At 40.7% G+C, this 14,009-nt stretch carries 12 protein-coding genes, 9 tRNA genes and 1 rRNA gene; 19 read left to right on the top strand and 3 right to left on the bottom strand.

Going from position 1 to position 14,009, the window contains the following annotated elements:
- The first annotated feature begins 122 nt into the window (after nucleotides 1–122).
- The 11 genes from rrf (at nucleotide 123) to rocF (ending at nucleotide 2,283) form a co-directional block, all read left to right on the top strand.
- Nucleotides 123–238 (top strand): 5S ribosomal RNA (gene rrf / locus ACFRAK_RS17930).
- A 46-nt stretch (nucleotides 239–284) separates the two neighbouring features.
- Nucleotides 285–359: transfer RNA gene (locus ACFRAK_RS17925), tRNA-Asn, on the top strand.
- 3 nt (nucleotides 360–362) lie between these two features.
- Nucleotides 363–435, top strand: a tRNA-Thr gene (locus ACFRAK_RS17920).
- Nucleotides 436–466: 31 nt separating this feature from the next.
- Nucleotides 467–541 (top strand) — tRNA-Glu (locus ACFRAK_RS17915).
- 10 nt (nucleotides 542–551) lie between these two features.
- A tRNA-Val gene (locus ACFRAK_RS17910) sits at nucleotides 552–627 on the top strand.
- A 15-nt stretch (nucleotides 628–642) separates the two neighbouring features.
- Nucleotides 643–718: transfer RNA gene (locus ACFRAK_RS17905), tRNA-Thr, on the top strand.
- Between the two features lie 18 nt (nucleotides 719–736).
- Nucleotides 737–820: transfer RNA gene (locus ACFRAK_RS17900), tRNA-Tyr, on the top strand.
- Nucleotides 821–924: 104 nt separating this feature from the next.
- Nucleotides 925–999 (top strand) — tRNA-Gln (locus ACFRAK_RS17895).
- 3 nt (nucleotides 1,000–1,002) lie between these two features.
- Nucleotides 1,003–1,074: transfer RNA gene (locus ACFRAK_RS17890), tRNA-Gly, on the top strand.
- 24 nt (nucleotides 1,075–1,098) lie between these two features.
- Nucleotides 1,099–1,174 (top strand) — tRNA-Ala (locus ACFRAK_RS17885).
- Between the two features lie 206 nt (nucleotides 1,175–1,380).
- A complete protein-coding gene (gene rocF / locus ACFRAK_RS17880) occupies nucleotides 1,381–2,283 on the top strand; it encodes an arginase (RefSeq protein WP_387604645.1) in 903 nt (300 codons plus the stop codon).
- 138 nt (nucleotides 2,284–2,421) lie between these two features.
- On the opposite strand, the gene ACFRAK_RS17875 is transcribed toward rocF, so the two are convergent.
- Nucleotides 2,422–2,607, bottom strand: coding sequence for a Spo0E family sporulation regulatory protein-aspartic acid phosphatase (locus ACFRAK_RS17875; RefSeq protein ID WP_394572178.1), 186 nt, complete (start codon nucleotides 2,605–2,607; stop codon nucleotides 2,422–2,424).
- A 172-nt stretch (nucleotides 2,608–2,779) separates the two neighbouring features.
- On the opposite strand from ACFRAK_RS17875, the gene sigW reads away from it, so the two are divergent.
- From sigW to ACFRAK_RS17840, 7 genes are all read left to right on the top strand, one after another.
- The gene (gene sigW / locus ACFRAK_RS17870; protein ID WP_063236211.1) at nucleotides 2,780–3,343 is read left to right on the top strand and encodes an RNA polymerase sigma factor SigW; all 564 of its coding nucleotides are present in this window, start codon (nucleotides 2,780–2,782) and stop codon (nucleotides 3,341–3,343) included.
- Between the two features lie 16 nt (nucleotides 3,344–3,359).
- Nucleotides 3,360–3,983, top strand: coding sequence for a zf-HC2 domain-containing protein (locus ACFRAK_RS17865; protein WP_387705134.1), 624 nt, complete (start codon nucleotides 3,360–3,362; stop codon nucleotides 3,981–3,983).
- A gap of 218 nt (nucleotides 3,984–4,201) precedes the next feature.
- Entirely contained in the window at nucleotides 4,202–5,026 is an 825-nt protein-coding gene (gene cdaA, locus ACFRAK_RS17860; protein WP_137020543.1) for a diadenylate cyclase CdaA, read from the top strand.
- Nucleotides 5,019–6,377, top strand: a complete 1,359-nt coding sequence (locus ACFRAK_RS17855) for a CdaR family protein (RefSeq protein ID WP_387705132.1) — start codon at nucleotides 5,019–5,021, stop codon at nucleotides 6,375–6,377. The genes cdaA and ACFRAK_RS17855 overlap by 8 nt, the downstream gene beginning before the upstream one ends.
- Before the next feature lie 56 nt (nucleotides 6,378–6,433).
- Nucleotides 6,434–7,783 (top strand): phosphoglucosamine mutase, encoded by a 1,350-nt coding sequence (gene glmM, locus ACFRAK_RS17850; protein ID WP_387604650.1) that lies wholly within the window; start codon nucleotides 6,434–6,436, stop codon nucleotides 7,781–7,783.
- A gap of 452 nt (nucleotides 7,784–8,235) precedes the next feature.
- Nucleotides 8,236–10,038 (top strand): glutamine--fructose-6-phosphate transaminase (isomerizing), encoded by a 1,803-nt coding sequence (gene glmS, locus ACFRAK_RS17845; RefSeq protein ID WP_387705130.1) that lies wholly within the window; start codon nucleotides 8,236–8,238, stop codon nucleotides 10,036–10,038.
- Nucleotides 10,039–10,312: 274 nt separating this feature from the next.
- Complete coding sequence (locus ACFRAK_RS17840; protein WP_387604654.1) at nucleotides 10,313–10,684, top strand: iron chaperone; 372 nt, start codon at nucleotides 10,313–10,315, stop codon at nucleotides 10,682–10,684.
- Nucleotides 10,685–10,831: 147 nt separating this feature from the next.
- Here the strand turns inward: ACFRAK_RS17840 and ACFRAK_RS17835 are convergent, their stop codons facing one another.
- Together ACFRAK_RS17835 and ACFRAK_RS17830 are read right to left on the bottom strand one after the other, a co-directional pair.
- Nucleotides 10,832–11,050, bottom strand: a complete 219-nt coding sequence (locus ACFRAK_RS17835; protein ID WP_387705138.1) for an ATP-binding protein — start codon at nucleotides 11,048–11,050, stop codon at nucleotides 10,832–10,834.
- 190 nt (nucleotides 11,051–11,240) lie between these two features.
- A complete protein-coding gene (locus tag ACFRAK_RS17830; protein WP_387604656.1) occupies nucleotides 11,241–12,701 on the bottom strand; it encodes an AcpB/EbpR/MafR family transcriptional regulator in 1,461 nt (486 codons plus the stop codon).
- A 953-nt stretch (nucleotides 12,702–13,654) separates the two neighbouring features.
- Here ACFRAK_RS17830 and ACFRAK_RS17825 point away from each other — a divergent pair.
- Nucleotides 13,655–13,996, top strand: coding sequence for an LPXTG cell wall anchor domain-containing protein (locus ACFRAK_RS17825; RefSeq protein WP_387604657.1), 342 nt, complete (start codon nucleotides 13,655–13,657; stop codon nucleotides 13,994–13,996).
- Nucleotides 13,997–14,009 lie beyond the last annotated feature (13 nt).

The raw sequence follows: 14,009 nt of genomic DNA, 5'->3' as shown, positions 1-14,009 counted from the left end.
GCGACATGTGGAGCTGACTGATACTAATAGATCGAGGACTTAACCAACGCTTTTTAAAAAATGAAATACCTTCTTATTATCTAGTTTTGAAGGAATGAAAATTCTTCAAAAAATGAATATAGTCTGGCAATGATGGCGAAGAGGTCACACCCGTTCCCATTCCGAACACGGAAGTTAAGTTCTTCAGCGCCGATGGTAGTTGGGGGTTTCCCCCTGTGAGAGTAGGACGTTGCCAGGCTATTCATTTAAATCTTTTAAATGGGTTTTAGGAAACATTATATTATTCCGCAGTAGCTCAGTGGTAGAGCATTCGGCTGTTAACCGAACGGTCGTAGGTTCGAGTCCTACCTGCGGAGCCATATGCTTCCATAGCTCAGTAGGTAGAGCACTTCCATGGTAAGGAAGAGGTCAGCGGTTCGAATCCGCTTGGGAGCTTCCCAATCTATCTATGAACGCAAAACAGATCGGCCCGTTGGTCAAGCGGTTAAGACACCGCCCTTTCACGGCGGTAACACGGGTTCGAATCCCGTACGGGTCACCATTTTAAATCCGGAGGATTAGCTCAGCTGGGAGAGCATCTGCCTTACAAGCAGAGGGTCGGCGGTTCGATCCCGTCATCCTCCACCATTTCATTCTTTACTTGCCGGTGTAGCTCAACTGGTAGAGCAACTGACTTGTAATCAGTAGGTTGGGGGTTCAAGTCCTCTTGCCGGCACCACTTACAACCATATATTGCGGAGGGGTAGCGAAGTGGCTAAACGCGGCGGACTGTAAATCCGCTCCTTCGGGTTCGGCAGTTCGAATCTGCCCCCCTCCACCATTTTAATAAAATCCTGTGGATTAGTTATATATTCTCTGTATTGGGGAAATATATGATTACCACCTTTTTATTTTGTTGAACATTAATCATTGCATATCATATATTGGGCTATAGCCAAGCGGTAAGGCAACGGATTTTGATTCCGTCATGCGAAGGTTCGATCCCTTCTAGCCCAGCCATTTGCGGAAGTAGTTCAGTGGTAGAATACAACCTTGCCAAGGTTGGGGTCGCGGGTTCGAATCCCGTCTTCCGCTTAATAAATTTTAAATCACTTAAAAGGGGCCTTAGCTCAGCTGGGAGAGCGCCTGCCTTGCACGCAGGAGGTCAGCGGTTCGATCCCGCTAGGCTCCACCATCAACTACATACACCAAAACTTACGTCTTAAGCCAAAAGTGGTTTAAGACTTTTTTTTGTTTAAGACATGTTTGGGTAAGCTAATCCCTAGAAAGTTCTTATGTCACAAATAACATATGTGATAGGAACGTGCATCTTTATACATGGGAATGTCGAGTTGAACCAACCGGCATATACGATATAAAATGATGAAAAGGGGGAATTGCATGCCTATTCAGAAAATTTCCGTCATCGGTCTGCCTATGGACCTTGGTCAAGCAAGGCGCGGGGTGGATATGGGACCTAGTGCCATTCGCTGCGCAGAGATTATCGAGCGTCTTGAAAAGTTGAATATAGAAGTAGAGGATTTAGGAGATATCATTGTAGGGCGTCCTGAAAACGCAGATGAGCCTGGGACAAATCTAAAAAACCTACAGCTTGTAGCGAAGGGTAACTCCCTGTTAGCAACAAAAGTTGATGAAATAATAGAGGGGGGTTCCTTTCCGCTTGTATTGGGGGGAGACCATTCCATAGCTATAGGTACACTGGCAGGAGTCGCAAAGCACTATGAAAATGTGGGTGTGATTTGGTACGACGCACATGGGGATTTAAATACGGAGGATACTTCACCATCAGGGAATATACACGGCATGCCCCTAGCTGTCAGTATTGGGCTTGGACATCCGGACCTAATCAATATCCATGGTTTTGCTCCAAAAGTGAAACCGGAAAACATCGTAATAATTGGAGCAAGGTCATTGGATGAAGGCGAAAAAGAACTTATCCGTGAGAAAGGGATTAAAGTATTCACGATGCATGAGATCGACCGCATGGGAATGACAAGGGTCATGGAAGAATGCATTGATTACTTAAGGGAAAGAACGGATGGCGTCCACCTATCATTGGATTTGGATGGAGTTGACCCAGCAGATGCACCAGGAGTGGGGACACCGGTAATTGGTGGTATAAGTTATCGGGAAAGTCATTTGGCCATGGAATTGCTTGCGGAATCCAACTTGATTACATCAGCAGAATTCGTTGAAGTGAATCCAATTTTAGATGAGCGGAATAAGACGGCGATCGTTGCCGTGGCCCTAATGGGTTCGCTATTTGGAGAAAAATTATTATAACTGAAAAAATAAAAGAAACAGTAACCGGCTTGTAATGGGTTACTGTTTTTTATATGCTAGAAGACGTAGGTTTATTTACTAGGGCGTATGTAACAGGAACATATCTATAGATAATTGGTTGCAATCGTAAATCCATATTCACTTGTGGGCACTTCTGTTATTGAGATCTCCATTTTTAGTTAAATGGATGTATTGGATGATTAAAGAATCCAGTTTACTGCTAACTTCAACAACTTCATTATCCACCATCGAAGAACGGGAAGCCAAAAACATCATTTTCTGTCTGTATTGTTCAATATGGACTAAAATTTGTTCTGCAGTCATATAGAGAAACACTCCCTTAGATTTTACAATTTCTTACTATATAGCCCTGTTTTTTTTTTCTTAAACATAAAATGTAAAACTTTGTTAAAATTAATGTATTAAATTTTTGAAACCTTTTAGCTTACGATTCGTAGTAATCGTATAGCCGCATGAGCGGGGGTAATACCGGAAAATGGATGCACTCATTAAAGAGAGAATTAATCAAGTATTAAAGGGAGACCATAATGCATTTGGGGAAATTGTCGAAATATACAAGGACAAAGTGTTCCAAATATGTTTCAGGATGCTCGGAAACAGGCAAGAAGCAGAAGATTTGGCACAAGAGGCCTTTGTAAGGGCCTACGTGAATATTCGAAGTTTCAATATACAAATGAAATTTTCTACATGGTTATACCGGATTGCGACCAATCTTTGCATTGACCGGCTTCGCAAGAAAAAACCGGATTACTATTTAGATGCAGAGGTGGCAGGAACAGAGGGATTGAATATGTATTCCCAAATTGCATCGGATATGGCGAAACCCGAGGAAGAGGTTGAATCTTTAGAACTACAGGAAACCATTCAAGTGGAAATAATGAAATTGCCCGAGAAATACCGATCGGTAATTGTATTGAAGTATATTGAAGAGTTATCCCTAAAGGAAATCAGTGAAATACTCGATTTGCCGGTCGGTACGGTTAAGACGAGGATACATCGTGGTCGGGAAGCCTTGCGTAAACAACTACGCCATTTATAAAAAGAAGGTGAGAAAAATGAACTGCCATGAGGAAATCATTGAATATATGCATGATTATTTAGATGAGGACATCAAACCGGAGCATAAAGAAGTTTTACGGGAGCACTTGCATAACTGTGCTGAATGCCGGGAGTACTTTCATGAAATGAAAAAGGCGGTCGCTCTTGTACAAAGCACTTCCCATATAAAGGCCCCGGATAACTTTACAGCAAAGGTTATGGCTCAATTGCCGAAGGAAACGAAAACAACAGGTGCCAAACGTTGGTTCAAAAGCCATCCCTTCATGACAGCGGCAGCGATGTTCATCATATTGATGACAGGATCTGTTTTTTCCACTTATAATCAGGACGAACATTTTTCAGTATCAAAGCAGCCTAACTTAGTGGTCGAAGGTGAAACGGTGATTGTGCCTGAGGGTGAGACAATCAAAGGGAATGTGGTAGTTCAAAATGGTAACATTCAAATAGATGGAGAAGTAGAGGGTGATGTGACAGTCATAAATGGGCATAAATATATGTCTAAAGCAGGGAACGTGACTGGAAGCATCCATGTTATTGACCAGGCTTTTGAGTGGATGTGGTATAAAGTAAAGGATACTGCAACCTCGTTAGTTCCTGCTAAAGAGGAGAAAAAGGAATAAGGAATAGAAGCTGGGAGAGGGCACCGTTTTTTCATTTACGGTGACTTCGCTCAGCTTTATTTTTTAAGGGAAGGGAATCCTTTTACATGATTCGTTTTTCCTATGTAAATTTCTCACACTAGTTTTTAGATGTATCATTTAAAAAATGGTATACTATTAAGGTTATCGTATAAAGATTGTAATTTGCATTTGGAGTAATACTGACTGGAGGAAACAACATGTCTTTAACCAACTTGACTGTTTGGGACTATGTAGTAAATTTCATTGATATTCTCCTTGTATGGTTTGTGATATATAAATTGTTAACTATTATTCGGGGTACGAAGGCTATTCAGCTGCTAAAAGGAATTTTTGTAATTGTCATTGTAAAAAGCTTAAGCAACTTGTTTGGTTTCAATACACTCGGATGGTTAATGGCACAAGTCATGAATTGGGGAGTATTGGCGATTCTCGTCATTTTTCAACCTGAACTGAGAAGGGCACTTGAACAATTAGGACGCGGGAAGCTCTTTGCAAGGGGCACCGTTCCGGAAGAGAATCAGCAAGAGCGTTTAGTCGAAGAAATCCTAAAGGCGTCCACCTATATGGCAAAAAGGCGGATCGGAGCCTTGATTACGATAGAAAAAGGTACGGAGCTAGGGGATTATGTTGAAACGGGGATACCTCTAAAATCCTATATTTCTTCAGAACTGCTCATTAATATCTTCATCCCTAATACGCCGCTCCATGATGGCGCAGTTATTTTACAAAATAACCAGGTGGCAGCTGCAGCTTGCTATTTGCCATTATCAGAGAGTCCATTCATATCAAAGGAACTTGGAACGCGGCATAGGGCAGCCATAGGCATGAGTGAAGTTACGGATAGTCTTACGATTGTCGTTTCAGAGGAAACGGGAGGGATATCCGTCACTAAAAACGGGGAACTTTACCGCGATTTGAATCAAGAATCATTTAAGGCCATGCTTACAAGTGAACTGGTAGTGGAAAACATCAAATCAACTTCCTCAAGCATCTTTAACTGGAGGGGGAAAAAGAATGGATAAATTCACCAATAGTGCTTGGTTTATGAGAATCGTAGCTTTTGCCTTGGCGGCACTTTTGTTCATTTCCATTAACTTTGAGATGGAGTCGGATAAGAAATCCCTTGGTTTATCGACTGCCCCTGAAATCAGCACAGAGACCATTGAAAATGTACCGGTCGAAGTGTACTATGACCGTGAGAATCTAGTGGTGAGCGGAGTGCCGGAGACGGTTGATGTTACTCTAAAGGGAGCAAAAAGCTTATTGATCAATGCGAAAAACCAAAGGGACTTTAAAGTGTATGTAGACCTTTCCGATCCTGCAATCTCAATGGGGGACAGAACTGTCACATTTAAAATAAGTGATTTGAATGAAAAGTTAGTGGCAACGATCGATCCGGAATATGCAGAAGTCAACGTTCAGGAACGGGTGACGAAGGAATTCTCCGTTGAAGCCGAGTATAATAGCTCTTTACTTGAAGAGGGGTATACTGCTGGCCAGCCAACAGTCAGCCCGAAAACTGTCAAAATAACGGGTGCTAAAGATGCGATTGAACAAATTTCCTATGTAAAGGCAAACCTTGAAATAAGTAAGGGGCTTAACGAAACGGTGAACGGCAAGGCAACCGTAAAAGCCCTGGACAGGGACTTGAATAAGCTGGATGTGACGATCGAGCCATCTACTGTTTCAGTTTCCTTAAAAGTGAGCATTCCTTCCAAGACGGTGTCGATAGCACCGAAGCAAACTGGCAAGGCAAAGGATGGCATCAGGATCACGAGTATGAGTGTCGACCCGAAAGAGGTCACCTTATTTGGTTCGGAAACGGACCTTGAGAAAATAGATGTAGTAAATCTTCCTGTAAATATCTCGAAAATTGATGGGGATACAGAACTGGAACTCGATCTTGATAAACCGGAAAGTGTACAAAAAATGTCCTTGGGTAAGGCAAAGGTCAGGATTCGTACAGAGAAAGTTGATGTGGATGAAGAGAATGCAGAGCCAGTCGTGGAAGAGAAAAAACCAGAAACCGAACAAAAACAAGAAGAACAAGTAGTCAAAGAAGAAGAGAAAGAAGATGAACCGGCTGCCATAGAGTCTAAAACCTTCAACAATATACAAATAGTGCCTGTGGGCATACAGGATGACCAAAATGCCGAATTAGAATCCGATGTGACTAGCATCACTTTGCTTGGTGAGGCGGATGATTTGAAGAAAATAACTAAAGACGACATTAATCTTACAGTAGATGTGAGTAATTTAGATGAAGGTACGCATGATGTGGATTTGGCGGTAACAGTGCCTGAGGGAGTGGAATGGGAACTGGATTCTAAAACGATTTCGGTCACCATCACACAGAAAGACGAAGAGACATGACCTTCCTTTAACATCATCATTAAATTCAGTAACGATTCGAAGAAGGAGCGATAAAGATGGGTAAATATTTTGGAACAGACGGAGTCAGGGGTATAGCGAATAGCGAATTAACACCGGAGTTGGCATTTAAACTAGGCCGTTTTGGTGGCTACGTGCTTACTAGAAATACAGAAAAACCCAAAGTGCTGATAGGACGCGATACTCGAATTTCAGGTGAAATGCTGGAAGGTGCGCTTGTTGCCGGTCTTTTATCCATTGGAGCTGAAGTGATGCGCCTGGGTGTCATTTCGACACCGGGAGTTGCCTATTTAACAAAGGCCTTAAGTGCTGAAGCCGGTGTCATGATTTCCGCTTCTCATAATCCGGTAGCGGATAATGGGATTAAATTCTTTGGACCGGATGGATTTAAGTTATCCGATGATCAAGAAGCGGAAATTGAAACACTATTAGATATGGAAAAGGATGAACTGCCACGCCCTGTAGGCGGGGATTTAGGCCATTTGAACGATTATTTCGAAGGAGGGCAAAAGTATCTCCAGTACTTGAAACAATCAGTGGATGAAGATTTTACAGGCATTCATGTTGCTCTTGATTGTGCACATGGGGCGACATCTGCCTTGGCCATGCATTTGTTTGCAGATCTTGATGCAGACATCTCTACGATGGGAGCATCGCCCAATGGCTTGAATATTAATGATAAGGTAGGTTCCACCCACCCTGAGGCACTTGCTGAATTCTTAAAAGAAAAAGGTGCGGATGTCGGACTTGCATTCGATGGTGACGGAGACCGAGTCATTGCGATAGATGAAAAAGGGAATATAGTGGACGGCGACCAAATCATGTATATCTGTGCGAAATACTTAAAAGAAAATAACCGTCTGAAACAGGGAACAGTGGTTTCTACGATCATGAGCAACCTTGGTTTTTATAAAGGTCTTGAAGAGTATGGTATACAAAGCGCCCAGACGGCAGTGGGGGATCGCTATGTGGTCGAGGAGATGCGAAAGGGCGGCTATAACCTTGGCGGCGAACAATCCGGACATATCATCTTCCTGGATTATAACACGACAGGCGATGGCTTATTGACGGGCCTGCAGCTTGTGAACATCATGAGTGACACAAAAAAAACCTTATCGGAGCTCGCTGGCGAGATGAAGAAATATCCACAAACGCTGATCAATGTCAGAGTTACCGATAAACACGCTGTAACCGATAATGAAAAGGTACAGGAAGTCATCAAGGCAGTCGAAGCGGAAATGAACGGGAACGGTCGTATTTTGGTGAGACCATCCGGTACTGAACCGCTAGTCCGTGTAATGGCTGAAGCACCGACAGCTGAGGAATGCACTAATTATGTAGAGCGCATTGTCGCAGTGGTAAGAGCGGAAATGGGTATGAATGAATAACTAATCCTATGCATAAAAGGAACGAAATTTCCTTTTATGCATATTTTTTATAAAGAAGTTCTTTTTATAGGTCTTGGTAATAAAGAATTGACCTATGTCCCTTGTTTAAGGTATGATTATCCTGATTTACAACAATCGTTGTCATGAAAAGGAGGGTAGACAAGGAACGGATTCATAAAAGCGCCTGAACTAAGTCTGGACGAGAAATGGCTTAGTTGACGAGGAGGAGGTTTATCGAATGATCGGCGGATACCTCCCGGCTGAAGTGCACAGCCGCAGTAATTCCAATCTTAAAACAGTAGGGCAACTTATTGCACAAAGGGCTGGAAATGCACAAAGGGAAAAAGTGCTTTAAAGCATTTTCCTTTATAAAAAATATATATCAGAGATGAGGGGGCAGGGATGCCCCCGTGCATTCCTGTTCCCTCGAATCGGTTGGAGGAACAGAAATTATGTGTGGAATTGTTGGATATATTGGACTTAACGATGCAAAGGAAATTTTATTAAAAGGTCTTGAAAAACTTGAATACCGCGGTTATGACTCTTCAGGGATTGCTGTGAGAAATGAAGCAGGCGTTACAATCTTTAAGGAAAAGGGAAGAATCGCGGACTTACGCGGAGCCGTTGATGAAACTACTATGGCACATACCGGAATAGGACATACGCGTTGGGCCACCCATGGTGTGCCAAGCCGTGAAAATGCCCATCCTCACCAAAGTAATTCAGGTCGATTGACTTTAGTTCATAATGGGGTCATAGAAAACTATGCGATTCTAAAACGTGAATATTTGAAGGATGTTGCCTTTAAAAGCGAAACGGATACGGAAGTCATCGTTCAACTCATAGAGAAGTTCGTGAACGAGGGCATGGAAGTGGAAGAGGCGTTCCGTCAAACACTCACTCTTTTGGAGGGCTCATATGCCATTGCCCTATTGGATGCTGAAAATGATGAAACCATCTTAGTCGCAAAAAATAAAAGCCCGCTGCTAATCGGTGTCGGAAAAGACTTTAACGTTGTCGCTTCTGATGCAATGGCCATGTTGCAAGTCACAGATCAATTCCTTGAACTGATGGATAAGGAAATGGTAATCGTGACAAAAGAAAAGGTAACGATCAAGAACCTTTCCAACGAAGAAGTCATGCGTGCTCCGTACACTGCTGAACTGGATGCAAGTGATATTGAAAAAGGTACGTATCCGCACTATATGCTTAAAGAAGTCGACGAGCAGCCAGCTGTCATACGTAAAATCATTCAAGCATACCAAAATGAAGAAGGTAAACTTGCAATCGATTATAGCATTACTGAAGCTGTAAGTGAGGCTGACCGTATTTATATCATCGCTTGCGGAACTAGCTATCATGCAGGGTTGATTGGTAAGCAATTCATCGAAAAAATGACTGAAATTCCGGTTGAGGTCCATGTGGCATCGGAATTCACTTACAATATGCCGTTATTATCGAAAAAACCGCTATTCATCTTCATTTCACAAAGTGGTGAAACTGCAGATAGCCGTGCCGTGTTAGTGTCCATCAAAGCCCTTGGTCATAAAGCCCTGACCATCACGAACGTACCTGGCTCTACATTGTCACGTGAAGCGGATTATACGCTCTTGCTGCATGCTGGCCCTGAAATTGCCGTAGCCTCCACAAAGGCGTACACAGCTCAAGTTGCAGTCTTATCCATCTTAGCAAATGTAACTGGCCAATTCCGTAACATGGAGTATGATTTCGACCTTGTAAAAGAGCTTGGAATCGTTGCGACAGCAATGGAAGCCCTATGTGATTCGAAAGAAGAGATGGAAGACATTGCCCGTGAATACTTGTCCGTTACGAGAAATTGCTTCTTCATTGGCCGTTCCCTTGACTACTATGTTGTGCTTGAAGGGGCTCTTAAGCTGAAGGAGATTTCATACATCCAGGCGGAAGGCTTTGCTGGCGGAGAGCTTAAACATGGAACGATCGCCTTGATTGAAGAAGGTACACCTGTCATAGCCCTTGCTACGCAAGCAGGCGTCAACCTAAGCATCCGTGGTAATGTAAAGGAAGTGGTTGCCCGTGGCGCAAACCCTTGCATCATTTCCATGAAGGGGCTTGAAGAAGAGGATGACCGTTTCGTCATCCCGGAAGTGAATGAACTATTAACACCCCTTATCTCTGTTATCCCGCTGCAGCTCATTGCTTACTACGCAGCCTTGCATCGCGAATGTGACGTGGATAAACCACGTAATCTTGCGAAAAGTGTAACTGTTGAGTAAGTAGGAATGAATGCAATGTATGTTATGTAGATCTGAATAAAGATTAACTGTCTATAAAGAGTTGCGAAGCTTCACCCCTTTGGCTATGATTAGCCAAAGGGGTGTTTTTTTATGTCTAAAAGAACTAGAACCTCTCAAGTTGACAAGTGGATTAAAGAAGACCGAGGAATCGGTGTGCAGTGTAAATGAAGTCGTTTAATACATATTGATTATGATACGGATGAAGGGAAAATGACATTATTCAAAAAAAATTTCAATTTTAGGAGAGAATGACATGGAAGTTTTTGCAGAATTTTTAGCGAAGATTGATGACCCGCAACATCGGGACCGAACGGAAGAAGTTTTGGCTTGGGTAATTAACGAATATCCAAATTTAATTCCGAAAATCGCGTGGAATCAACCTATGTTTACCGATCATGGCACATATATCATTGGCTTTAGTGTAGCCAAACATCATTTGGCTGTGGCCCCTGAAATAGCAGGGATTAATCATTTCTCTGATGAAATCATGCAGGCTGGCTATGATCACACCAAGCAGTTGGTGCGTATCAAGTGGGATCGTCCGGTTGATTACTCATTACTTGAGAGAATGATCGAGTTTAATATTTTGGATAAGGCAGACTGTTCAACTTTTTGGCGGAAATAAAAAAATCGGATTATTTAGAGTGAAATTAATCTTAATCAAACTCTAAACCAACAAATAGATTTTAAAAACAGCTGCCATTGCAGCTGTTTTTATCGAATCACGAATCTCTTCATGAAATAGGAAGCAGGATGCTAACCCTTTGCGAGTTCACGGATATATTCCCATCATGCATATCAATGATCCTTTCACGATGGATAGACTAATTAAGCACGCCCATTCCAGGTCAGCTTTATAAAATCGCTCGAATATGTGAAATTGGTCTTTCTCTGAAATGCCAATTCCATTATTTGAAATCTTTAAGGATGCTGTATCATCAATCTGATGTAACCGAATCGTGATTTTTCTCTGTTGGCGGGTGAATGTAATACTAATGTGTATTAAAAGTTGTCCATACTGATATTAATGGAGTTAATGGCAATTGAAGGGCATAGTCTTCCAAGGCAAGACAGTGTTTCAGTGTAGATTACGAGTTTCTTTCTCTGTACTCCTGATTATTCCGGTGCATGATTGTGCGGATTTCCTCTCTTTAAGTACAAAAGCTTAAAAAAACCGATAGTTACGGTGATTTAATCAAGCGCAATCTCTCGATACAGTCTCTAAGTCTCTCAAAATCAATTCTTTTTGGAACGGAACTCCACACAAATACTTCTGCATCATATTTTTCAATAGACATATATAAGCGATCAGTGATTATTAAATCAGGATGTTCACCTTCGTTACAGAGTTGAATATGACTGGATATCCTTTTTATTTGATTAATGATATATTCGCTTGGATTTTCTTCCAGGATTGAAAAGATTTTAATCTTGATTGGCTTGTTGTCCACTTTAAAATTAATTGTGCGCTTCAGTAATCCATGATACCTACCCAATAATCTCTCCCGATGTTTCAATATTCTCGAAAGCGTCTTTTTCTTGGCAAGTTGATCATAGAAACGGTTCATTAATTCCACTTGATTAGGGGAATCCTGTTCAAAAGCTATCTTATATGGATCCTCTTTAAATAGAAAGGTAGGCCCATCAAAAATCTGAGTATAGTAATGAAGGTATAATAGATTGGCAAACAAGGCACCATACTCTTCCGCGTGAATTTCCATCGAAAAGAATTCCATGAAAGTTTCCAACCAGTGTATGGTCGTTTGTACAAAAAGATCTTGGTTATGATGCTGGGCAAAATTCATGATTAAACTGATTTGGGGATTTTTTTTATCATAAAATTCAAAACAACTAATTGCAGTAAAGGAAAACACCATTTCTAAAGTGATTTGCTCTTCCGTTAATGTTGTTAACTCTTTAAATAGAGGTTCTGCCAATCTTGAAAATGATTTAAATAAATGATGATGTTTCGTGAATGATTCATAGGTGGGATCTTCTTCAATGATAAACCCCAACTTAGCTCTAGTGATGGATATGGCCAGCCAATACAACACATGCTCAGGGATGTTTTCCCTGTCTCCTTTTAGCATCCCAAGGATTTGCTCCCTGTTGACAGATGAGAATGGCCAAACCTCGCCCCAGCATGAATTCCAATAAAACAAGTAGAAGAAATATCGAAATTGCTTTTCCGTACCATTGAAAGTCGCCATATGCTGTGTTGTATACTGTAATTTGAACTGATCTAAAAGCGGTTTAATTTTATTGATTCGTCTGTACATGGATGCATAGCTTGTATAATTCTTTTTTGAGAAGGCATGTATGTCACCAAACTTGTTATAGAATATCTGATCACACGCCTTATATGTTAAAGAATGTTCTAAATACCGCCTCTCGACCGATTTGATTGAGAAATTATCCTCTGTCTTTAAATAAAAGTTTTTATGCTCACGTTCAATGATTTCTGCTTCTGGTCCAATTTCTTTCAAGTCATGTTTTAGTTCGTCAATAAATTTTAGGATGGTCCTATCTGATGCCTTTAAGTTTTTTGCGATATCAGAAATGGAACAAAATTGATTTATTGAATGCAAGTAGATTAAAATCCGTACTTTTAGATAAACTGAACGATCTAAAAAGTTATACATCCAATCACTTCCCCTCACTCTAAAACGTTATAAAAACTCCAATCGCCTTCGTGATTCTTATTACCTATTCCTTTTATACTAGAAACATCATCTTCTAGAATGGCAAAATAATAAAATTTTATCAATGAAACTACCTTTCATTCTTTTCATTCTTTTCATTTATTGCCACAGAAATGGAAATACCCCACTTTTTAATGACATTAAAACCGTATGAATAGCAATGAACCGTCATCTAATTTATCGTTTTTTTTAATGTTTTCGGAAAATATGGAATGAGATTATGGTACATGGTGTAAAACTCAAACTTACATATTTAGGAAACGGTTCCTCCAGATCATCATGTACTGCACAATCATGCTTTTAATCGGTTCCAATGGCTAATAGAGAAATAAAGTGCCGTACCTGATTGGTATTGGGATAAAAATGGTGAGTATCGTGGCTTAAAAAGTGAATATTGTGCTGTAGGAAGAACGGAGTATGAACTTGAAAGGTAATCCGCCCATGGTAAGCGGTATCTTTTTTACTTGCTTGATACAGAGTTCATATATTGTACTTAACAATAACCGAATTTGAAAAAATCCGATTATTCATTCGAATATCAACGATGGAATAGTTGGCATTTTTCGAAAAATGCTTAATTAAGGTACTAAATATGAACACTTCATTCTCTTGTATATCGCGATGAACTGTAATTATTATGGGTTGTAGAAACCCTGCGGCATCATGAAGAATTTCTATAGGATTAGAGGTGAAAAATAACGGGAAGCCAAACAATCGGAAAGAATGTCGAACAAGGTCTTATTCTTGACAAGGGTCGGTAGTGGATTTTAAGAACCGGAAAATCTCAGGTTTTTCCGCGATAGTCTTTTAGGATCATCTTATTTTCAATCTAAATGGCATCATTTTTATGGCAATGGAAGAAAGTCCACTAAATGATTGAAGGAGGGTGGAATGTGAAAAAATCAATTATATATATAAGTATATTAATAGTTTTACTCGGAACAAATTTTTCAAATGTACATGCCGAATCAAGCGGTTCATATGGTTCTGACTCAAATGTAGGGTTTTATGGAGAATATATTCATAAAAAAGATTCTGACAGTAATAAATCCCCCGAATCAGGTGTATCTGGAAATGGATCAAATGAAAATGGGGCATCAAATGATGCAGGGCTTGAAAAATTACCCCAAACGGGTGATCAATCGAGCACTCAAAATATGTTTTTGGGGGCTCTAGTAATTTTGTTAGCTTTCTTTCTTTTACAAAGAAAGTCATTAAGAGTTATAGATAAATAAAAGTCATGGAGGG

The sequence above is a fragment of the Peribacillus sp. NPDC056705 genome, assembly GCF_043656335.1.
Note: the sequence above shows the minus strand (reverse complement) of the source record. Positions and strands in the feature narration are given on the sequence as shown.